General features: G+C 66.0%; 29 protein-coding genes. All 29 read left to right on the forward strand.

Going from position 1 to position 17,383, the window contains the following annotated elements; translation table 11 throughout:
- Nucleotides 1-182: 182 nt before the first annotated feature.
- The 29 genes from ACFYO2_RS45555 (at nucleotide 183) to rpsK (ending at nucleotide 17,146) form a co-directional block, all read left to right on the forward strand.
- Complete coding sequence (locus ACFYO2_RS45555) at nucleotides 183-1,391, forward strand: acyltransferase family protein (RefSeq protein WP_388362351.1); 1,209 nt, start codon at nucleotides 183-185, stop codon at nucleotides 1,389-1,391.
- 930 nt (nucleotides 1,392-2,321) lie between these two features.
- Complete coding sequence (rpsJ, locus tag ACFYO2_RS45560) at nucleotides 2,322-2,630, forward strand: 30S ribosomal protein S10 (RefSeq protein ID WP_003948644.1); 309 nt, start codon at nucleotides 2,322-2,324, stop codon at nucleotides 2,628-2,630.
- Between the two features lie 17 nt (nucleotides 2,631-2,647).
- On the forward strand, nucleotides 2,648-3,292 hold the full coding sequence (rplC, locus tag ACFYO2_RS45565) for a 50S ribosomal protein L3 (RefSeq protein WP_388362323.1): 645 nt from the start codon (nucleotides 2,648-2,650) through the stop codon (nucleotides 3,290-3,292).
- A gap of 8 nt (nucleotides 3,293-3,300) precedes the next feature.
- On the forward strand, nucleotides 3,301-3,957 hold the full coding sequence (gene rplD, locus ACFYO2_RS45570; RefSeq protein ID WP_307676743.1) for a 50S ribosomal protein L4: 657 nt from the start codon (nucleotides 3,301-3,303) through the stop codon (nucleotides 3,955-3,957).
- Nucleotides 3,957-4,376, forward strand: a complete 420-nt coding sequence (rplW, locus tag ACFYO2_RS45575) for a 50S ribosomal protein L23 (RefSeq protein ID WP_217237698.1) — start codon at nucleotides 3,957-3,959, stop codon at nucleotides 4,374-4,376. The genes rplD and rplW overlap by 1 nt, the downstream gene beginning before the upstream one ends.
- Before the next feature lie 40 nt (nucleotides 4,377-4,416).
- A complete protein-coding gene (rplB, locus tag ACFYO2_RS45580) occupies nucleotides 4,417-5,253 on the forward strand; it encodes a 50S ribosomal protein L2 (RefSeq protein WP_097285858.1) in 837 nt (278 codons plus the stop codon).
- 12 nt (nucleotides 5,254-5,265) lie between these two features.
- Nucleotides 5,266-5,547 carry a 30S ribosomal protein S19 gene (rpsS, locus tag ACFYO2_RS45585; protein WP_003948639.1) on the forward strand — a complete coding sequence of 94 codons (282 nt, stop codon included), beginning with the start codon at nucleotides 5,266-5,268 and terminating at the stop codon, nucleotides 5,545-5,547.
- A 42-nt stretch (nucleotides 5,548-5,589) separates the two neighbouring features.
- Nucleotides 5,590-5,937, forward strand: coding sequence for a 50S ribosomal protein L22 (gene rplV / locus ACFYO2_RS45590; protein ID WP_026252021.1), 348 nt, complete (start codon nucleotides 5,590-5,592; stop codon nucleotides 5,935-5,937).
- On the forward strand, nucleotides 5,937-6,773 hold the full coding sequence (gene rpsC / locus ACFYO2_RS45595) for a 30S ribosomal protein S3 (protein ID WP_388362328.1): 837 nt from the start codon (nucleotides 5,937-5,939) through the stop codon (nucleotides 6,771-6,773). Before rplV ends, rpsC begins: the two co-directional genes overlap by 1 nt.
- A 5-nt stretch (nucleotides 6,774-6,778) precedes the next feature.
- Nucleotides 6,779-7,198, forward strand: a complete 420-nt coding sequence (gene rplP, locus ACFYO2_RS45600; protein ID WP_004927269.1) for a 50S ribosomal protein L16 — start codon at nucleotides 6,779-6,781, stop codon at nucleotides 7,196-7,198.
- A complete protein-coding gene (gene rpmC / locus ACFYO2_RS45605) occupies nucleotides 7,198-7,422 on the forward strand; it encodes a 50S ribosomal protein L29 (RefSeq protein ID WP_003998824.1) in 225 nt (74 codons plus the stop codon). Before rplP ends, rpmC begins: the two co-directional genes overlap by 1 nt.
- Nucleotides 7,422-7,709, forward strand: coding sequence for a 30S ribosomal protein S17 (rpsQ, locus tag ACFYO2_RS45610; protein ID WP_003992363.1), 288 nt, complete (start codon nucleotides 7,422-7,424; stop codon nucleotides 7,707-7,709). Before rpmC ends, rpsQ begins: the two co-directional genes overlap by 1 nt.
- Before the next feature lie 107 nt (nucleotides 7,710-7,816).
- Nucleotides 7,817-8,185, forward strand: coding sequence for a 50S ribosomal protein L14 (gene rplN, locus ACFYO2_RS45615; RefSeq protein WP_003998823.1), 369 nt, complete (start codon nucleotides 7,817-7,819; stop codon nucleotides 8,183-8,185).
- 2 nt (nucleotides 8,186-8,187) lie between these two features.
- Entirely contained in the window at nucleotides 8,188-8,511 is a 324-nt protein-coding gene (gene rplX, locus ACFYO2_RS45620; RefSeq protein WP_053753926.1) for a 50S ribosomal protein L24, read from the forward strand.
- Entirely contained in the window at nucleotides 8,511-9,068 is a 558-nt protein-coding gene (gene rplE / locus ACFYO2_RS45625; protein ID WP_388362333.1) for a 50S ribosomal protein L5, read from the forward strand. The genes rplX and rplE overlap by 1 nt, the downstream gene beginning before the upstream one ends.
- A 5-nt stretch (nucleotides 9,069-9,073) precedes the next feature.
- Nucleotides 9,074-9,259 (forward strand): type Z 30S ribosomal protein S14, encoded by a 186-nt coding sequence (locus ACFYO2_RS45630; protein ID WP_003948630.1) that lies wholly within the window; start codon nucleotides 9,074-9,076, stop codon nucleotides 9,257-9,259.
- Nucleotides 9,260-9,469: 210 nt separating this feature from the next.
- Nucleotides 9,470-9,868 (forward strand): 30S ribosomal protein S8, encoded by a 399-nt coding sequence (gene rpsH / locus ACFYO2_RS45635; RefSeq protein ID WP_007494756.1) that lies wholly within the window; start codon nucleotides 9,470-9,472, stop codon nucleotides 9,866-9,868.
- Between the two features lie 24 nt (nucleotides 9,869-9,892).
- Nucleotides 9,893-10,432 (forward strand): 50S ribosomal protein L6, encoded by a 540-nt coding sequence (gene rplF / locus ACFYO2_RS45640; RefSeq protein ID WP_388362337.1) that lies wholly within the window; start codon nucleotides 9,893-9,895, stop codon nucleotides 10,430-10,432.
- Nucleotides 10,433-10,435: 3 nt separating this feature from the next.
- Nucleotides 10,436-10,819: a 50S ribosomal protein L18 gene (rplR, locus tag ACFYO2_RS45645; RefSeq protein ID WP_030039763.1), complete on the forward strand. Its 384-nt coding sequence runs from the start codon at nucleotides 10,436-10,438 to the stop codon at nucleotides 10,817-10,819.
- A gap of 65 nt (nucleotides 10,820-10,884) precedes the next feature.
- Complete coding sequence (rpsE, locus tag ACFYO2_RS45650; RefSeq protein ID WP_266435019.1) at nucleotides 10,885-11,493, forward strand: 30S ribosomal protein S5; 609 nt, start codon at nucleotides 10,885-10,887, stop codon at nucleotides 11,491-11,493.
- Nucleotides 11,493-11,675 carry a 50S ribosomal protein L30 gene (rpmD, locus tag ACFYO2_RS45655; protein WP_005481207.1) on the forward strand — a complete coding sequence of 61 codons (183 nt, stop codon included), beginning with the start codon at nucleotides 11,493-11,495 and terminating at the stop codon, nucleotides 11,673-11,675. Before rpsE ends, rpmD begins: the two co-directional genes overlap by 1 nt.
- 2 nt (nucleotides 11,676-11,677) lie before the next feature.
- Nucleotides 11,678-12,133, forward strand: coding sequence for a 50S ribosomal protein L15 (gene rplO / locus ACFYO2_RS45660; RefSeq protein WP_388362341.1), 456 nt, complete (start codon nucleotides 11,678-11,680; stop codon nucleotides 12,131-12,133).
- Nucleotides 12,134-12,563: 430 nt separating this feature from the next.
- Nucleotides 12,564-13,877, forward strand: coding sequence for a preprotein translocase subunit SecY (gene secY, locus ACFYO2_RS45665; RefSeq protein WP_388362354.1), 1,314 nt, complete (start codon nucleotides 12,564-12,566; stop codon nucleotides 13,875-13,877).
- Nucleotides 13,877-14,539: an adenylate kinase gene (locus ACFYO2_RS45670; RefSeq protein ID WP_388362343.1), complete on the forward strand. Its 663-nt coding sequence runs from the start codon at nucleotides 13,877-13,879 to the stop codon at nucleotides 14,537-14,539. Before secY ends, ACFYO2_RS45670 begins: the two co-directional genes overlap by 1 nt.
- Nucleotides 14,540-14,670: 131 nt before the next feature.
- A complete protein-coding gene (gene map / locus ACFYO2_RS45675; protein ID WP_388362346.1) occupies nucleotides 14,671-15,507 on the forward strand; it encodes a type I methionyl aminopeptidase in 837 nt (278 codons plus the stop codon).
- 167 nt (nucleotides 15,508-15,674) lie between these two features.
- Nucleotides 15,675-15,896, forward strand: a complete 222-nt coding sequence (infA, locus tag ACFYO2_RS45680; RefSeq protein WP_003948620.1) for a translation initiation factor IF-1 — start codon at nucleotides 15,675-15,677, stop codon at nucleotides 15,894-15,896.
- 59 nt (nucleotides 15,897-15,955) lie between these two features.
- Complete coding sequence (gene rpmJ / locus ACFYO2_RS45685; protein WP_003998809.1) at nucleotides 15,956-16,069, forward strand: 50S ribosomal protein L36; 114 nt, start codon at nucleotides 15,956-15,958, stop codon at nucleotides 16,067-16,069.
- Between the two features lie 224 nt (nucleotides 16,070-16,293).
- Complete coding sequence (gene rpsM, locus ACFYO2_RS45690) at nucleotides 16,294-16,674, forward strand: 30S ribosomal protein S13 (protein WP_030619172.1); 381 nt, start codon at nucleotides 16,294-16,296, stop codon at nucleotides 16,672-16,674.
- A 67-nt stretch (nucleotides 16,675-16,741) separates the two neighbouring features.
- Complete coding sequence (gene rpsK / locus ACFYO2_RS45695) at nucleotides 16,742-17,146, forward strand: 30S ribosomal protein S11 (protein ID WP_003956432.1); 405 nt, start codon at nucleotides 16,742-16,744, stop codon at nucleotides 17,144-17,146.
- The last annotated feature ends 237 nt before the right edge of the window (nucleotides 17,147-17,383 follow it).

Below are 17,383 nucleotides of genomic sequence, written 5' to 3' on the forward strand. Positions count from 1 at the left end.
AGTGTTCCCGAACGCTGCGGGACGCCTCGGCGAGGTTTCGGGCAACTCCGTGTCGCGGTGGCACGGAATGTTCTTGTCTGTTCTCTGTGGGGTGGTGGGGTGGTCGTAGCGTGAGCCGCGGCCGGGGGCCGCCCGGCCGGAGTCTGACGAGTTTCCCCATGAGGACGGACTGACAGGTGCCGATGCGTGGTGCGGACGGCAGAACGACGATCCCGACGACGCGCGTGGTGGGCCTGGTCGGCGGCGGGTCGCAGCAGCCGCTCCCCCCGCTTGCCGCGCCCGGGGGGCGACGGCCGCAGCCGGTCGGAGTGGGCCGCCAGGACGCCGCACGGGAGCGAGTGGGCCGTCGGCTGTACGCCATCGACGGCATCCGTCTGCTCGCCGCCCTGATGGTCGCCGTGCACCACTTCGCCGGCACGGGCCGCGTCGATCAGCCGGGCAACGCGATCTGGGACCGCCCGGTGTCCGACATCATGCCCACAGTGTTCCGCTTCGCCTCCTACGGCTGGATCGGCGTCGAGATCTTCTTCGTGATCAGCGGGTTCGTGATCTGCATGTCCTGCTGGGGGCGCACGCCGCGGCAGTTCTTCGTGTCGCGGGTGATCCGCCTGTACCCGGCGTACTGGTTCGCGGTTCTGTTCACGACGGGCGTGCTGGTGGCCGTACCGGGGGTGTGGGAGCGGCTGCGCATGCGCGAGGTCCTGCTCAACCTCACGATGCTGCAGTCCGGTTCGGGTGTCGCGAACGTGGACGGCGTGTACTGGACGCTCTGGTCCGAGCTCCGCTTCTACCTGCTGTTCCTGGCGGTGGTCGCCACCGGGCTGACGTACCGAAAGGTCGTGCTCTTCTGCTGCGTGTGGGGTGCGGCGGCGATGCTCGCGCCGGCGTCCGGCTTTCGTCTGCTGGAGCTGGCCGCCAACGCGGAGGGCGCCTGGTACTTCATCGCGGGGCTCGCCCTGTACCTCATGCACCGCTTCGGCCAGGACCTGCTGCTGTGGGGCATCCTCGCCATGGCCTGGCTGATGGGCCAGCTGGAACTCGGGCACCGGATCGACGAGGTCGAGCACGTGTCCGGATGGCGGGGGAGCGTGCTGATCTTCACCGTGTTCCTGCTGGCGATGGTGGCGATCGCCCTCGGGGCGACGGACCGGGTGCGGTGGAAGTGGCTGGTGACGGCAGGTGCTCTGACGTATCCGCTCTACCTGGTGCACTACGCGGCCGGTACGACGCTGATCAATCGGTTGCGGGACACGATGGACGCGCGGTTGCTGGTCGTCGTGGTGCTTGCCGGGTTCATGGGGCTGAGCTGGGTGGTGCACCGGGTTGTGGAGCGGCCGGTTTCCCGGCTGCTGAAGACGGGGTTGACAACTGCTCGATGTCCACCAGCGTGATGGTTCAGGGCCTCCCCGTCGCCTCCGGCTGCATCCACATGGCAAGGTCGTAAGGGACTCCGCCCTTCCGGGATCGGACCACGGACAGGATCCGTGTCGCCACCCGGAGGCGAAAGCGGACGACCTGGGGGTGCCCCCTCTGGGGGAGCGCCCAAGACCGTTCGGACGTGCCAGTGCGTGGACTCACTCCCGCTCACTGTCCAGGAACGGCAGGCGGGACAGGGCCAAACCCGTTGGCGGCGATCTCCGCTCGTCCCTCCCCCGCGGGCGCGGAGGACGCCGGTCCGCCCGGCGTCCTCCGGACGCCGACGTCAGACCGCCGGGCTCAGTGGCTCCGGCTGCCGGGCGGGCAGGGGCGGCTCGGGGCTCGACGGCCGTTGCCGGTCGCGTGCCGTGATCGCCTGGCGCAGCGGCGCCAGCAAGTCCCCCACCTCAGCGCGTCCCCACGCGCTCCGTGCATATCAGGTGGCACAGCGTTAAGGAGGGCCGGAAGGAAAACGTCCGGTGGCCGCGACTTTCGTGCCGAGGGACCTGTGTTTGACCTGCGCCACTCCCGGGGTATTGTCTCCGGCTCGATTGGCCAGGCACCTGCCCCATATGGCAGACTGTCCGAGTTGCTCGGTCGAGTGTTGATGCTGCGCGCCTCCCGCCGGGAGGACCGGAAGCGAGTCCCACAGTACTCGTCGCCCCAACTGCCACATGGCAGCGCTGAGGCGGACGTACGGGAATCTTTCGGGAAGTGTCAGTGCGGCGCCGGCCAGGCACCCGGTGGGTCTTCACCCCCGGCCGTGCTTTCCCAGCAGGGAAGTTCCAGAGATGGGACATCCGTGTCAGTGAGAGTGCGACACGCCCGACCGCGTGGGTCGGAGGTGAAGTGTTCGGAACACCGGGTTCCAGAGCGTTAAACGAGAGACAGGACTACTAGTAGCCATGGCGGGACAGAAGATCCGCATCCGGCTCAAGGCCTACGACCACGAGGTCATCGATTCCTCGGCGAAGAAGATCGTCGAGACGGTGACGCGTACTGGTGCGTCGGTCGCGGGCCCGGTGCCGCTGCCCACTGAGAAGAACGTGTACTGCGTCATCAAGTCGCCGCACAAGTACAAGGACTCGCGCGAGCACTTCGAGATGCGCACGCACAAGCGCCTGATCGACATCCTCGACCCGACGCCCAAGACCGTTGACTCTCTGATGCGACTCGACCTCCCGGCCGGTGTCGACATCGAGATCAAGCTCTAGGGGTCGGTGATCTGAGAATGGCTAAGCAGATCAAGGGCATCCTGGGCGAGAAGCTCGGCATGACGCAGGTGTGGGACGAGAACAACCGTGTTGTTCCCGTCACCGTCGTCAAGGCCGGACCCAACGTCGTGACCCAGGTCCGTACGAATGACTCCGACGGCTACGAGTCGGTCCAGATCGCCTTCGGCGAGATCGACCCTCGCAAGGTGAACAAGCCCCTCAAGGGTCACTTCGCCAAGGCCGAGGTCACTCCCCGCCGCCACCTCGTCGAGATCCGTACCGCTGACGCCAGCGAGTACACCCTCGGCCAGGAGATCACCGCCGAGGTGTTCGAGGCCGGCATCAAGGTCGACGTGACCGGCAAGAGCAAGGGCAAGGGCTTCGCCGGTGTCATGAAGCGTCACAACTTCAAGGGCCTCGGCGCCGGACACGGCACCCAGCGCAAGCACCGCTCTCCCGGTTCCATCGGTGGCTGCGCCACCCCGGGCCGCGTGTTCAAGGGCCTCCGCATGGCGGGTCGCATGGGCAATGAGCGTGTCACCACCCAGAACCTGACCGTCCACGCCGTTGACGCGGAGAAGGGTCTGCTGCTCATCAAGGGCGCGGTTCCCGGTCCGAACGGCGGCCTCGTCCTGGTCCGCACCGCGGCCAAGGGGGCCTGAGGTAACCGATGAGCACTGTTGACATCCTTTCGCCTGCAGGCGAGAAGACCGGAAGCGTCGAGCTCCCCGCGGAGATCTTCGGCGTGGAGAAGATCAGCATCCCGCTGATCCACCAGGTCGTCGTCGCGCAGAACGCCGCTGCCCGCCAGGGCACGCACAAGACCAAGCGTCGCGGTGAAGTCCGCGGTGGCGGCAAGAAGCCGTACCGCCAGAAGGGCACCGGTCGTGCCCGTCAGGGCTCGACCCGCGCGCCGCAGTTCGCAGGCGGTGGCGTCGTCCACGGCCCGCAGCCGCGTGACTACTCGCAGCGGACCCCGAAGAAGATGAAGGCTGCCGCTCTGCGTCACGCCCTCACCGACCGGGCCCGCCACAACCGCATCCACGTCGTCACCGGCGTGATCGAGGGCGAGAACCCCTCCACGAAGGCCGCCAGGACGCTGTTCGGCAAGATCTCGGAGCGCAAGAACGTGCTCCTGGTCATCGACCGCGCCGACGAGGCCGCGTGGCTCTCCGCCCGCAACCTGCCCCAGGTCCACATCCTGGAGCCGGGCCAGCTGAACACGTACGACGTGATCGTCTCCGACGACGTGGTCTTCACCCAGGCCGCTTTCGAGTCCTTCGTGTCCGGCCCGCAGGCCACCGACACCGAAGGGAGCGAGGCCTGATGGCTACGCGTCACCCGAGCATCGCCTCGAAGGCCGCCAAGGCCAAGAAGGTCGCGCGCGTCGCCAAGGCGCGTCGCCACGAGACCGAGGGCAAGAACACCGTCGTCACCCCGGTGAGCAAGTCGTTCACGGACCACCGTGACATCCTGCTCAAGCCGGTCGTGTCCGAGAAGAGCTACGCGCTTCTCGACGAGGGCAAGTACACGTTCATCGTGGCCCCGGGCGCCAACAAGACCCAGATCAAGCAGGCCGTCCAGGCGGTCTTCTCGGTCAAGGTCACCGGGGTCAACACGATCAACCGCCAGGGCAAGCGCAAGCGCACCAAGACCGGTTTCGGTCAGCGTGCCGGCTCCAAGCGCGCGATTGTGACCCTCGCTGAGGGCGACCGTATCGACATCTTCGGCGGTCCGACCGCCTGACGGCGGTCCGGATCGTCCGATATCGGACGAGGACTGAGAAATGGGAATCCGCAAGTACAAGCCGACTACGCCGGGCCGTCGTGGCTCCAGCGTCGCCGACTTCGTCGAGGTCACGCGGTCCACGCCGGAGAAGTCGCTGGTTCGCCCGCTGCACAGCAAGGGCGGCCGTAACAATTCCGGTCGTGTGACCGTTCGCCACCAGGGTGGCGGACACAAGCGCGCCTACCGAGTGATCGACTTCCGTCGTCACGACAAGGACGGCGTGCCGGCGAAGGTCGCGCACATCGAGTACGACCCCAACCGCACCGCGCGCATCGCGCTGCTGCACTACGCCGACGGCGAGAAGCGCTACATCCTCGCCCCGCGCAACCTGCAGCAGGGTGACCGCGTCGAGAACGGTCCCGGGGCCGACATCAAGCCGGGCAACAACCTGGCGCTCCGCAACATCCCGGTCGGTACCACGATCCACGCGATCGAGATCCGTCCCGGTGGCGGCGCCAAGTTCGCCCGCTCCGCCGGTGCCTCCGTGCAGCTGCTGGCGAAGGAGGGCACGATGGCCCACCTTCGTATGCCGTCCGGTGAGATCCGGCTGGTCGACCAGCGCTGCCGCGCCACGGTCGGCGAGGTCGGCAACGCCGAGCAGAGCAACATCAACTGGGGCAAGGCCGGCCGCAAGCGCTGGCTGGGCGTCCGCCCGACCGTTCGTGGCGTGGCGATGAACCCGGTTGACCACCCCCACGGTGGTGGTGAGGGCAAGACCTCCGGTGGTCGCCACCCGGTCAGCCCCTGGGGTCAGAAGGAGGGTCGTACTCGTTCGCCGAAGAAGGCTTCGAACAAGTACATCGTCCGCCGCCGCAAGACGAACAAGAAGCGCTAGGAGCGGGTTTAGATGCCGCGCAGTCTCAAGAAGGGGCCCTTCGTCGACGACCACCTGATCAAGAAGGTGGACGTACAGAACGAGGCAGGCACCAAGAACGTCATCAAGACCTGGTCCCGTCGCTCGATGATCGTCCCGGCCATGCTGGGCCACACGATCGCGGTGCACAACGGCAAGACCCACATTCCGGTGTTTGTCACCGAGTCGATGGTCGGCCACAAGCTCGGCGAGTTCTCGCCGACGCGCACCTTCCGGGGTCACGTCAAGGACGACCGGAAGTCGAAGCGCCGCTAAGCGCGGGGTGGAATGACCATGACAGACACTGGAAGGACAACCATGGAAGCCAGGGCCCAGGCGCGGTACATCCGCGTCACGCCCATGAAGGCCCGCCGCGTGGTGGACCTTATCCGTGGCATGGACGCCACGGAGGCTCAGGCGGTCCTGCGTTTCGCCCCGCAGGCCGCGAGCGTGCCGGTCGGCAAGGTGCTTGACAGCGCCATCGCCAACGCCGCGCACAACTACGACCACACCGATGTCGACAGCCTTGTCATCTCCGAGGCGTACGTCGACGAGGGCCCGACCCTGAAGCGGTTCCGTCCGCGTGCCCAGGGCCGTGCCTACCGGATCCGCAAGCGGACCAGCCACATCACCGTGGTCGTCAGCAGCAAGGAAGGAACCCGGTAATGGGCCAGAAGGTTAACCCGCATGGGTTCCGGCTCGGCATCACCACGGACTTCAAGTCCCGTTGGTACGCCGACAAGCTGTACAAGGACTACGTCAAGGAAGACGTCGCCATCCGTCGGATGATGACGTCCGGCATGGAGCGCGCCGGCATCTCGAAGGTGGAGATCGAGCGCACCCGTGACCGCGTCCGTGTGGACATCCACACGGCCCGTCCGGGCATCGTCATCGGCCGCCGTGGCGCCGAGGCCGACCGCATCCGCGGTGACCTCGAGAAGCTCACGGGCAAGCAGGTCCAGCTGAACATCCTCGAGGTCAAGAGCCCCGAGACCGACGCTCAGCTGGTTGCCCAGGCCGTTGCCGAGCAGCTCTCCTCCCGCGTCTCCTTCCGTCGCGCCATGCGTAAGAGCATGCAGGGCACGATGAAGGCCGGCGCCAAGGGCATCAAGATCCAGTGCGGTGGCCGCCTCGGTGGCGCCGAGATGTCCCGCTCGGAGTTCTACCGCGAGGGCCGTGTGCCCCTGCACACGCTCCGCGCGAACGTGGACTACGGCTTCTTCGAGGCCAAGACGACCTTCGGCCGCATCGGTGTGAAGGTCTGGATCTACAAGGGCGACGTCAAGAACATCGCCGAGGTCCGCGCTGAGAACGCTGCCGCCCGTGCGGGTAACCGCCCGGCCCGCGGTGGCGGCGGCGCCGACCGCCCGGCCCGTGGTGGCCGTGGTGGCGGTGGCGAGCGGCGCGGTCGCAAGCCGCAGCAGGCTGCAGGCGCCGAGGCCCCCAAGGCCGAGGCTCCCGCTGCCGCCGCTCCGGCTGAGAGCACCGGAACGGAGGCCTGACCGACATGCTGATCCCCCGTAGGGTCAAGCACCGCAAGCAGCACCACCCGAAGCGCCGTGGTCAGGCCAAGGGCGGTACGACGGTCGCGTTCGGCGAGTACGGCATTCAGGCCCTCACGCCGGCGTACGTGACCAACCGCCAGATCGAGGCGGCCCGTATCGCGATGACCCGCCACATCAAGCGTGGCGGCAAGGTCTGGATCAACATCTACCCGGACCGCCCGCTCACGAAGAAGCCTGCCGAGACCCGCATGGGTTCCGGTAAGGGTTCGCCGGAGTGGTGGATCGCGAACGTGCACCCGGGCCGGGTCATGTTCGAACTGTCCTACCCCAACGAGAAGATCGCCCGTGAGGCCCTGACTCGCGCAGCCCACAAGCTGCCGATGAAGTGCCGGATCGTCAAGCGCGAGGCAGGTGAAGCGTGATGTCGGCCGGTACCAAGGCGTCCGAGCTGCGCGAACTGGGTGACGAGGAGCTTCTGGCGAAGCTTCGCGAAGCCAAGGAAGAGCTGTTCAACCTCCGCTTCCAGGCGGCGACGGGCCAGCTCGAGAACCACGGTCGGCTCAAGGCCGTCCGTAAGGACATCGCGCGGATCTACACCCTGATGCGTGAGCGCGAGCTGGGCATCGAGACGGTGGAGAGCGCCTGATGAGTGAGAGCAACGTGACTGAGCAGACTGCAGAGGCCCGCGGCTTCCGCAAGACCCGTGAGGGTCTCGTCGTCAGCGACAAGATGGACAAGACCGTCGTCGTCGCCGTCGAGGACCGCGTCAAGCACGCGCTGTACGGCAAGGTCATCCGCCGTACGAACAAGCTCAAGGCGCACGACGAGCAGAACGCTGCGGGCGTCGGCGACCGCGTCCTCCTCATGGAGACGCGTCCGCTGTCCGCCACGAAGCGCTGGCGCGTCGTCGAGATCCTCGAGAAGGCCAAGTAAATCTCCTGCGGGCATCCCCGCAGGACAGTTCCGCCAGGCTCGGCAGGGGCTCCTCCTCGTAACGAGGAAGCCCCTGCCGGGAACCGGCAGACAAACAGGAGATAGACGTGATCCAGCAGGAGTCGCGACTGCGTGTCGCCGACAACACTGGTGCGAAGGAGATCCTTTGCATCCGTGTGCTCGGTGGCTCCGGTCGCCGCTACGCGGGCATCGGTGACGTCATCGTCGCCACCGTCAAGGACGCGATCCCCGGTGGCAACGTGAAGAAGGGTGACGTCGTCAAGGCGGTCATCGTTCGCACCGTCAAGGAGCGCCGCCGTCCGGACGGCTCGTACATCCGCTTCGACGAGAACGCCGCCGTCATTCTGAAGAACGACGGCGACCCTCGCGGCACCCGTATCTTCGGCCCCGTCGGCCGTGAGCTGCGCGAGAAGAAGTTCATGAAGATCATCTCGCTCGCGCCGGAGGTGCTGTAAGCATGAAGATCAAGAAGGGCGACCTGGTCCAGGTCATCACCGGTAAGGACAAGGGCAAGCAGGGCAAGGTCATCGCGGCCTTCCCCCGTGAGGACCGCGTCCTGGTCGAGGGTGTCAACCGGGTCAAGAAGCACACCAAGGCCGGCCCCACCGCCAAGGGTTCGCAGGCCGGTGGCATCGTCACGACCGAGGCCCCGATTCACGTGAGCAACGTTCAGCTCGTCGTGGAGAAGGACGGCAACAAGGTCGTCACGCGTGTCGGTTACCGCTTCGACGACGAGGGCAACAAGGTTCGCGTTGCCAAGCGGACGGGTGAGGACATCTGATGGCTACCACCACCACTCCGCGTCTGAAGACGAGGTACCGCGAGGAGATCGCGGGCAAGCTGCGTGACGAGTTCAAGTACGAGAACGTCATGCAGATCCCCGGTCTCGTCAAGATCGTGGTCAACATGGGTGTGGGCGACGCCGCCCGCGACTCCAAGCTGATCGAGGGCGCCATCCGCGACCTCACCACGATCACCGGTCAGAAGCCGGCCGTCACCAAGGCCCGCAAGTCCATCGCGCAGTTCAAGCTGCGTGAGGGCCAGCCGATCGGCGCCCACGTCACGCTTCGTGGCGACCGCATGTGGGAGTTCCTGGACCGCACCCTGTCGCTCGCGCTCCCGCGCATCCGCGACTTCCGCGGCCTGTCCCCCAAGCAGTTCGACGGCCGTGGCAACTACACCTTCGGTCTCACCGAGCAGGTCATGTTCCACGAGATCGACCAGGACAAGATCGACCGCACCCGGGGTATGGACATCACCGTGGTGACCACGGCGACCAACGACGCTGAGGGCCGCGCGCTCCTTCGTCACCTCGGCTTCCCCTTCAAGGAGGCGTGAGCGAGATGGCGAAGAAGGCTCTTATTGCCAAGGCTGCTCGTAAGCCCAAGTTCGGAGTACGTGGCTACACGCGCTGCCAGCGCTGTGGTCGTCCGCACTCCGTGTACCGCAAGTTCGGCCTGTGCCGCGTGTGCCTTCGTGAGATGGCTCACCGTGGCGAGCTGCCGGGCGTGACCAAGAGCTCCTGGTAGTCCCGTACTTCGGGATTCAGGAACTCTCGGTAAGTAAAGGGCGGTGTCAGGTGCCCACCCCTTCGTGGCTTAGGCTGGGAGGGTTGGGCACCTGGACGCCCATACGACTTACTACGCCGTAGGTCCACCGCGCCGCACCCGCCCCGTCTCGGATCGGGGAGAGGGATGGCGCACCAGGAAACCCCGGCGAGAGAGGCCGAAGGCCAATTCATGACCATGACTGATCCGATCGCAGACATGCTTACGCGTCTGCGGAACGCGAACTCGGCATACCACGACTCCGTGACGATGCCGGCATCGAAGATCAAGTCTCACATCGCGGAGATCCTCCAGCAGGAGGGCTTCATCACGGGCTGGAAGATCGAGGACGCCGAGGTCGGCAAGAACCTCGTCCTCGAGCTGAAGTTCGGCCCGAACCGTGAGCGCTCCATCGCGGGCATCAAGCGGATCTCCAAGCCCGGTCTCCGGGTGTACGCGAAGTCCACCAACCTGCCGAAGGTGCTCGGCGGCCTCGGCGTGGCGATCATCTCCACGTCGCACGGGCTCCTCACCGACAAGCAGGCCGGCAAGAAGGGCGTGGGTGGGGAAGTCCTCGCCTACGTCTGGTAGCGGAAGGGAACGGAGGAAACAGCTATGTCGCGTATTGGCAAGCTCCCCATCACGGTTCCCGCCGGCGTGGACGTCACCATCGACGGCCGTACGGTTTCGGTCAAGGGCCCCAAGGGTGCCCTGAGCCACACCGTCGCAGCGCCGATCGACATCGCCAAGGGTGAGGATGGCGTACTCAACGTCACCCGCCCCAACGACGAGCGTCAGAACAAGGCCCTGCACGGCCTGTCCCGCACGCTGGTGGCGAACATGATCACCGGCGTGACCGAGGGTTACGTGAAGAAGCTCGAGATCAGCGGTGTCGGTTACCGCGTACAGGCCAAGGGATCGAACCTCGAGTTCGCTCTCGGCTACAGCCACCCGATCACCATCGAGGCGCCCGAGGGAATCACCTTCAAGGTGGAGACCCCGACCCGCTTCCAGGTCGAGGGCATCGACAAGCAGAAGGTCGGCGAGGTTGCGGCCAACATCCGCAAGCTGCGCAAGCCCGACCCGTACAAGGCCAAGGGCGTCAAGTACGAGGGCGAAGTCATCCGCCGCAAGGTCGGAAAGGCGGGTAAGTAAGCCATGGCATACGGACAGAAGATCCTCAAGGGCGACGCCTACAAGCGCGCCGCGATCAAGCGCCGCCACATCCGGATCCGTAAGTCGATCAACGGTACGGCGGAGCGTCCGCGTCTGGTCGTGACCCGCTCGAACCGCCACATCGTGGCCCAGGTGATCGACGACCTCAAGGGGCACACCCTTGCGTCGGCGTCCACCCTGGACACCTCGATCCGCGGTGGCGAGGGCGACAAGTCCGCGCAGGCCAAGCAGGTCGGCGCCCTGGTCGCCGAGCGCGCCAAGGCTGCCGGTGTCGAGGCTGTCGTATTCGACCGTGGTGGCAACCAGTACGCCGGGCGCATCGCCGCTCTGGCGGACGCCGCCCGCGAAGCCGGACTCAAGTTCTGAGTCGCCCGTCGCGCTAGCGACCAATGGTCGCTGCGTAGCTAGCGGAAAAAGAGAGAGGTAATCCAATGGCTGGACCCCAGCGCCGCGGAAGCGGTGCCGGTGGCGGCGAGCGGCGGGACCGGAAGGGCCGTGACGGTGGCGCTTCTGCTGCCGAGAAGACCGCGTACGTTGAGCGCGTCGTCGCGATCAACCGCGTCGCCAAGGTTGTGAAGGGTGGTCGTCGCTTCAGCTTCACCGCGCTGGTCGTGGTGGGCGACGGTGACGGCACCGTGGGTGTCGGTTACGGCAAGGCCAAGGAGGTGCCGGCCGCCATCGCCAAGGGTGTTGAGGAGGCCAAGAAGCACTTCTTCAAGGTCCCCCGTATCCAGGGCACCATCCCGCACCCGATCACGGGTGAGAAGGCTGCCGGCGTCGTGCTGCTCAAGCCCGCGTCCCCGGGTACCGGCGTTATCGCCGGTGGTCCGGTGCGTGCCGTGCTCGAGTGCGCCGGTATCCACGACATCCTGTCGAAGTCGCTCGGCTCGTCGAACGCGATCAACATCGTGCACGCGACCGTGGCGGCCCTGAAGGGCCTGCAGCGTCCCGAGGAGGTCGCGGCCCGCCGCGGTCTGCCGCTCGAGGACGTCGCTCCCGCGGCTCTGCTGCGTGCGCGTGCCGGGGCTGGTGCTGCGTAATGGCTCAGCTCAAGATCACGCAGACGAAGTCGTACATCGGCAGCAAGCAGAACCACCGTGACACCCTGCGCTCCCTTGGTCTCAAGGGGATCAACACGCAGGTCGTCAAGGAGGATCGTCCCGAGTTCCGCGGCATGGTGCACACCGTCCGCCACCTCGTGACGGTCGAGGAGGTCGACTGATCATGGCGGAGAACAACCCGCTCAAGATCCACAACCTCCGTCCCGCCCCGGGCGCCAAGACCGCCAAGACCCGTGTGGGTCGTGGTGAGGCGTCGAAGGGTAAGACGGCCGGTCGTGGTACCAAGGGCACGAAGGCGCGTTACCAGGTTCCGGCGCGCTTCGAGGGTGGCCAGATGCCCCTCCACATGCGTCTCCCGAAGCTCAAGGGCTTCAAGAACCCGTTCAAGACCGAGTTCCAGGTCGTGAACCTCGACAAGCTGGCCGAGCTCTACCCCGAGGGTGGCGAAGTCACCGTCGAGGGTCTGGTGGCCAAGGGTGCCGTTCGCAAGAACAGCCTCGTCAAGGTCCTCGGCCAGGGCGACGTCTCCGTGGCGCTGCAGGTGACGGTCGACGCCGTCTCCGGCTCCGCCAAGGAGAAGATCACCGCTGCCGGCGGTACCGTCACCGAGCTCGTCTGATTCCCTCGGACGTCTCGCTGACTTGAACGATCCCGACCGGGGATACCTCTTTTTGTGGGTATCCCCGGCCGAAAAAGGCCCGCCGATATTTCGGCGGGTCTTTTTCATATGAGGCGCGTCACCGCAGGTGGACCGCACATGTCACCGCACAGTTCGGCCGCTTTCGTCGAGGCGATTGCCATGAAATGCGGCGGTGTGTGTGGACGAGGCGAATCCCGGTCGTGGTGCGGAGCCGATCCCGGGTGGCCGCCGTCGGGTTCGTCCGCTTCTTGCAAGGGGGTCGGCACTGTTAGAGTCCTGTGGTCCATCCATAGCTAGTGGTGACAGGTGTCTGTCTCCCTCAGCACTGTTGGGCGACCGTCTACTGGCTTTCATGGCCTTGTCAACGACTAGCCTCCCTGCTCTGCGTGCGGGGGGCGCAGGAGGCTCCGTGCTCACCGCGTTCGCCCGGGCGTTCAGGACGCCCGACCTGCGCAAGAAGCTGCTCTTCACGCTCGGCATCATCGTGGTCTACCGCGTCGGCACGCATGTGCCGATCCCGGGTATCGACTACAAGAACGTACAGACCTGCATCGACCAGGCCAGCGCCAACCAGGGTCTGTTCGGGCTGGTCAACATGTTCAGTGGTGGCGCGCTGCTGCAGATCACGATCTTTGCGCTCGGCATCATGCCGTACATCACGGCGAGCATCATCCTGCAGCTGTTGACCGTCGTGATCCCGCGCCTGGAGGCCCTCAAGAAAGAGGGCCAGGCCGGTACGGCGAAGATCACGCAGTACACCCGCTATCTGACGGTGGCGCTCGCCGTCCTGCAGGGCACCGGCCTGGTGGCCACGGCCCGCAGCGGTGCGCTGTTCAGCGGTTGCCCGGTCGCCACCTCGATCGTGCCCGACCGTTCGATCTTCTCCACGATCGTCATGGTCGTCACCATGACCGCCGGCACGGGTGTGGTCATGTGGCTCGGTGAGCTCATCACCGACCGCGGTATCGGCAACGGCATGTCGATCCTGATGTTCATCTCGATCGCCGCGACCTTCCCGTCCGCGCTGTGGGCCATCAAGCAGCAGGGCTCCCTGGCCGACGGCTGGATCGAGTTCGGCACGGTGATCCTCGTCGGCCTGGTGATGGTCGGCCTCGTGGTCTTCGTCGAGCAGGCCCAGCGCCGTGTTCCGGTGCAGTACGCGAAGCGGATGATCGGCCGCCGTTCCTACGGCGGTACGTCGACCTACATCCCGCTGAAGGTCAACCAGGCCGGTGTGATCCCCGTCATCTTCGCGTCGTCGCTGCTCTACATCCCGGCATTGGTCGTGCAGTTCTCCAACTCCACTGCGGGCTGGGCGAACTGGATCAAAGCCAACCTCGCGGACACGGCTGCCACACCGCACATCATTCTGTACTTCTTCCTCATCGTGTTCTTCGCCTTCTTCTACGTGGCCATCTCCTTCAACCCCGAGGAAGTCGCCGACAACATGAAGAAGTATGGTGGCTTCATCCCGGGCATCCGGGCTGGCCGACCGACCGCTGAGTACCTGTCCTACGTGCTCAACCGGATCACCTGGCCGGGTTCGCTGTACTTGGGGCTGATCGCTCTCGTGCCGACGATGGCGTTGGCTGGTTTCGGGGCAAACCAGAACTTCCCGTTCGGCGGGACCAGCATCCTGATCATCGTGGGTGTGGGTCTCGAGACGGTGAAGCAGATCGAGAGTCAGCTTCAGCAGCGCAATTACGAAGGGTTCCTCCGCTGATGCGTATCGTCCTCGTCGGGCCGCCGGGTGCCGGTAAGGGAACGCAGGCCGCGTTCCTCGCCCAGAACCTGTCGATCCCGCACATCTCCACGGGCGACCTGTTCCGGGCCAACATCAGCCAGCAGACGGAACTGGGCAAACTGGCGAAGTCCTACATGGACGCGGGCAATCTGGTCCCGGACGAGGTCACCATCGCGATGGCCAAGGACCGCATGGAGAAGCCGGACGCCGAGAACGGCTTCCTTCTGGACGGCTTCCCGCGCAACGTGTCGCAGGCCGAGGCGCTGGACGAGATGCTGCAGGCCGAGGGCATGAAGCTGGATGCCGTGCTGGACCTCGAGGTCCCCGAGGCGGAGGTCGTCAAGCGCATCGCCGGCCGTCGCATCTGCCGTAACGACTCGGCGCACGTCTTCCACGTGACGTACAAGGCGCCGAAGCGGGACGGCGTCTGTGACGTCTGCGGCGGCGAGCTGTACCAGCGCGACGACGACTCCGAGGAGACCGTCCGCAAGCGGCTGGAGGTCTACCACACGCAGACCGAGCCGATCATCGACTTCTACAAGGCGCAGGGCCTGGTCGTCACGATCTCGGCGCTCGGCAAGGTGGAGGACGTCACCGCGCGTGCCATGGAGGCACTCAAGCGCGAGGGCGACGCCGCCTAGTCGTTCTTCGCACGTCCTCTCGTACGTCGCCGTAGCCGCGGTTCCCTTCCAGGGGGCCGCGGCTGCTGCGTGGGTGCACGTATCGTTGAAGGCGCCCGCCACACCCCGGTCAGAGAAAGGCCCCCCGCTCCATGGTGCAGATCAAGACTCCCGAGCAGATCGCCAAGATGCGTGAGGCGGGGCTGGTCGTTGCCGCCATTCACGCGGCGACGCGTGAGGCCGCGGTGCCCGGGGCCACGACGAAGGACCTGGACCAGGTCGCGCGCAAGGTGCTCGCGGAGCACGACGCCAAGCCGAACTTCCTCGGGTACGGCGGTTTCCCCGCGACGATCTGCACCTCGGTGAACGAGGTCGTCGTCCACGGCATCCCGTCCGACGAGGTCGTCCTCAAGGACGGCGACATCATCTCCATCGACTGCGGCGCGATCATCGACGGCTGGCACGGCGACGCCGCGTACACCGCCTTCGTGGGCTCCGGGCACGCTCCGGAGCTCACCGAGCTCTCGCGGGTGACGGAGGAGTCGATGTGGGCCGGCATCGCGGCCATGAAGCAGGGCAACCGGCTCGTGGACATCTCCCGGGCCATCGAGACGTACATCCGCCGCCAGCCGAAGGCCGGTGGCGGCCGCTACGGCATCATCGAGGACTACGGCGGCCACGGCATCGGCACCGAGATGCACATGGACCCGCACCTGCTGAACTACGTCGACCGGCGCCGCGGCAAGGGTCCCAAGCTGGTCCCCGGCTTCTGCCTCGCCATCGAGCCGATGGTCTCGCTCGGCACCCCGAAGACCGAGGTCCTCCCGGACGACTGGACGGTCATCACCACCGACGGCACCTGGTCCTCCCACTGGGAGCACTCCGTCGCCCTCACGGAGCAGGGACCGCTGGTCCTGACGGCTCCGGACGGCGGCAAGGCGAAGCTCGCGGAGCACGGGATCACGGCAGCTCCGGACCCGCTCGCATGACGACATTCGCTTAAAGATCACCGCGATGGGGCACACTTCCTCGATTCGTCTTTCCGGGTGCGCTGACGTAGACTGACTCGTCGGCTCTCGTGCACCCGCATGTCCGCATGCGCCCGTAAGGGAAAGCAAAGGGAGTCGATCAAGGTAGTCGATTCGAAGGGCGAAGCGTGGCCAAGAAGCAAGGTGCCATCGAGATCGAGGGCACTGTCGTCGAGTCTCTTCCGAACGCCATGTTCAAGGTCGAGCTCCAGAACGGCCACCAGGTCCTGGCGCACATCAGCGGCAAGATGCGTATGCACTACATCCGTATCCTCCCTGACGACCGGGTCGTGGTGGAGCTGTCTCCGTACGACCTGACGCGTGGCCGGATCGTCTACCGGTACAAGTAGATCTTGCCTTTGCCCCGCTTCCCGCGGGGTGGTGGCACTGACCCGGAGAACCTCACCCCATGAAGGTCAAGCCGAGCGTCAAGAAGATCTGCGACAAGTGCAGGGTGATCCGCCGTCACGGTCGGGTCATGGTCATCTGCGAGAACCCGCGCCACAAGCAGCGCCAGGGCTGACGCACGACCCACCCTCTGCACTCCGCAGAACTTCGCGCGACGCGAGCTGAACATGTTCATACGCAGGGCCCAGGCATCGCGAGTGATCGCCTGATACCCCCGGTTCGGAGGCCGGGGACCCAGGCCGTACCTAATCTTCGCTGCGTTCATCGAACAGCGTGAAGAGGCCGGCGGCTGGGATTCGGTTCTGTGGAAGACCTCCGAAGATCAACTGGAGCCATTGAATGGCACGCGTTTCCGGTGTTGACATCCCGCGCGAAAAGCGTGTGGAGGTCGCCCTGACCTACGTGTTCGGCATCGGCCGGACCCTTTCCCAGCTCACGCTGGCCGAGACCGGCATCAACCCGAACACCCGGGTTCGCGACCTCTCCGAGGAGGAGCTGGTCGCGATCCGCGAGTACGTCGACAACAACATCAAGACCGAGGGTGACCTCCGTCGCGAGATCCAGGCCGACATCCGCCGCAAGGTGGAGATCGGCTGCTACCAGGGTCTCCGTCACCGTCGCGGTCTGCCTGTCCGCGGTCAGCGCACCAGCACGAACGCTCGCACCCGCAAGGGCCCGCGTCGCGCCATCGCCGGTAAGAAGAAGCCGGGCAAGAAGTAGTCCTCAGCGGACGCTTGACCAAGCGGTCTTCGCTGTAGGACCGACCACCTCCCTGTAGGAGAAATAGATGCCCCCCAAGGGTCGTCAGGGCGCTGCCAAGAAGGTGCGCCGCAAGGAAAAGAAGAACGTCGCTCACGGCCACGCGCACATCAAGAGCACGTTCAACAACACGATCGTCTCGATCACGGACCCCTCGGGCAACGTGATCTCCTGGGCCTCCGCCGGCCACGTCGGCTTCAAGGGCTCGCGCAAGTCGACCCCCTTCGCCGCGCAGATGGCCGCCGAGTCGGCCGCCCGCCGCGCGCAGGAGCACGGCATGCGCAAGGTTGACGTCTTCGTGAAGGGCCCGGGCTCCGGTCGCGAGACCGCGATCCGCTCCCTCCAGGCCACTGGTCTCGAGGTCGGCTCCATCCAGGACGTCACCCCCACCCCGCACAACGGCTGCCGTCCGCCCAAGCGCCGCCGCGTCTGAGGCTCGGTTGTCTTGAGGTTGCGGGCGGTACGGCTCTTCGGAGGCGTGCCGCCCGTACCCTTGCAGAAGTAACGACATCGGGCTAACGCCTGGTGAGCAAGGGCGTCAAATAGCGGGCGCCCCTGACTGAAGGATCGCAACATGCTGATTGCTCAGCGTCCCTCGTTGACCGAAGAGGTCGTCGACGAATTCCGCTCCCGGTTCGTGATCGAGCCGCTGGAGCCGGGCTTCGGCTAC

Origin of the sequence: Streptomyces sp. NPDC006602 (assembly GCF_042870385.1) — a bacterium.
Classification (GTDB): Bacteria; Actinomycetota; Actinomycetes; order Streptomycetales; family Streptomycetaceae; genus Streptomyces.

Excerpts from the sequence above, each read along its gene's own strand:
- rplP (WP_004927269.1), top strand. The coding sequence starts at position 6,779 with ATGCTGATCCCCCGTAGGGTCAAGCACCGCAAGCAGCACCACCCGAAG.
- rplE (WP_388362333.1), top strand. The coding sequence starts at position 8,511 with ATGGCTACCACCACCACTCCGCGTCTGAAGACGAGGTACCGCGAGGAG.
- rplV (WP_026252021.1), top strand. The coding sequence starts at position 5,590 with ATGGAAGCCAGGGCCCAGGCGCGGTACATCCGCGTCACGCCCATGAAG.
- rplD (WP_307676743.1), top strand. The coding sequence starts at position 3,301 with ATGAGCACTGTTGACATCCTTTCGCCTGCAGGCGAGAAGACCGGAAGC.
- ACFYO2_RS45670 (WP_388362343.1), top strand. The coding sequence starts at position 13,877 with ATGCGTATCGTCCTCGTCGGGCCGCCGGGTGCCGGTAAGGGAACGCAG.
- ACFYO2_RS45630 (WP_003948630.1), top strand. The coding sequence starts at position 9,074 with ATGGCGAAGAAGGCTCTTATTGCCAAGGCTGCTCGTAAGCCCAAGTTC.
- rplO (WP_388362341.1), top strand. The coding sequence starts at position 11,678 with ATGGCGGAGAACAACCCGCTCAAGATCCACAACCTCCGTCCCGCCCCG.
- rpmJ (WP_003998809.1), top strand. The coding sequence starts at position 15,956 with ATGAAGGTCAAGCCGAGCGTCAAGAAGATCTGCGACAAGTGCAGGGTG.
- ACFYO2_RS45555 (WP_388362351.1), top strand. The coding sequence starts at position 183 with ATGCGTGGTGCGGACGGCAGAACGACGATCCCGACGACGCGCGTGGTG.
- rpsH (WP_007494756.1), top strand. The coding sequence starts at position 9,470 with ATGACCATGACTGATCCGATCGCAGACATGCTTACGCGTCTGCGGAAC.
- rpmC (WP_003998824.1), top strand. The coding sequence starts at position 7,198 with ATGTCGGCCGGTACCAAGGCGTCCGAGCTGCGCGAACTGGGTGACGAG.
- rpsK (WP_003956432.1), top strand. The coding sequence starts at position 16,742 with ATGCCCCCCAAGGGTCGTCAGGGCGCTGCCAAGAAGGTGCGCCGCAAG.
- rplF (WP_388362337.1), top strand. The coding sequence starts at position 9,893 with ATGTCGCGTATTGGCAAGCTCCCCATCACGGTTCCCGCCGGCGTGGAC.
- map (WP_388362346.1), top strand. The coding sequence starts at position 14,671 with ATGGTGCAGATCAAGACTCCCGAGCAGATCGCCAAGATGCGTGAGGCG.
- rpsS (WP_003948639.1), top strand. The coding sequence starts at position 5,266 with ATGCCGCGCAGTCTCAAGAAGGGGCCCTTCGTCGACGACCACCTGATC.
- rpsM (WP_030619172.1), top strand. The coding sequence starts at position 16,294 with ATGGCACGCGTTTCCGGTGTTGACATCCCGCGCGAAAAGCGTGTGGAG.
- rpmD (WP_005481207.1), top strand. The coding sequence starts at position 11,493 with ATGGCTCAGCTCAAGATCACGCAGACGAAGTCGTACATCGGCAGCAAG.
- rplC (WP_388362323.1), top strand. The coding sequence starts at position 2,648 with ATGGCTAAGCAGATCAAGGGCATCCTGGGCGAGAAGCTCGGCATGACG.
- rpsQ (WP_003992363.1), top strand. The coding sequence starts at position 7,422 with ATGAGTGAGAGCAACGTGACTGAGCAGACTGCAGAGGCCCGCGGCTTC.
- rpsE (WP_266435019.1), top strand. The coding sequence starts at position 10,885 with ATGGCTGGACCCCAGCGCCGCGGAAGCGGTGCCGGTGGCGGCGAGCGG.
- rplR (WP_030039763.1), top strand. The coding sequence starts at position 10,436 with ATGGCATACGGACAGAAGATCCTCAAGGGCGACGCCTACAAGCGCGCC.
- rpsC (WP_388362328.1), top strand. The coding sequence starts at position 5,937 with ATGGGCCAGAAGGTTAACCCGCATGGGTTCCGGCTCGGCATCACCACG.
- rplX (WP_053753926.1), top strand. The coding sequence starts at position 8,188 with ATGAAGATCAAGAAGGGCGACCTGGTCCAGGTCATCACCGGTAAGGAC.
- rplW (WP_217237698.1), top strand. The coding sequence starts at position 3,957 with ATGGCTACGCGTCACCCGAGCATCGCCTCGAAGGCCGCCAAGGCCAAG.
- rpsJ (WP_003948644.1), top strand. The coding sequence starts at position 2,322 with ATGGCGGGACAGAAGATCCGCATCCGGCTCAAGGCCTACGACCACGAG.
- rplB (WP_097285858.1), top strand. The coding sequence starts at position 4,417 with ATGGGAATCCGCAAGTACAAGCCGACTACGCCGGGCCGTCGTGGCTCC.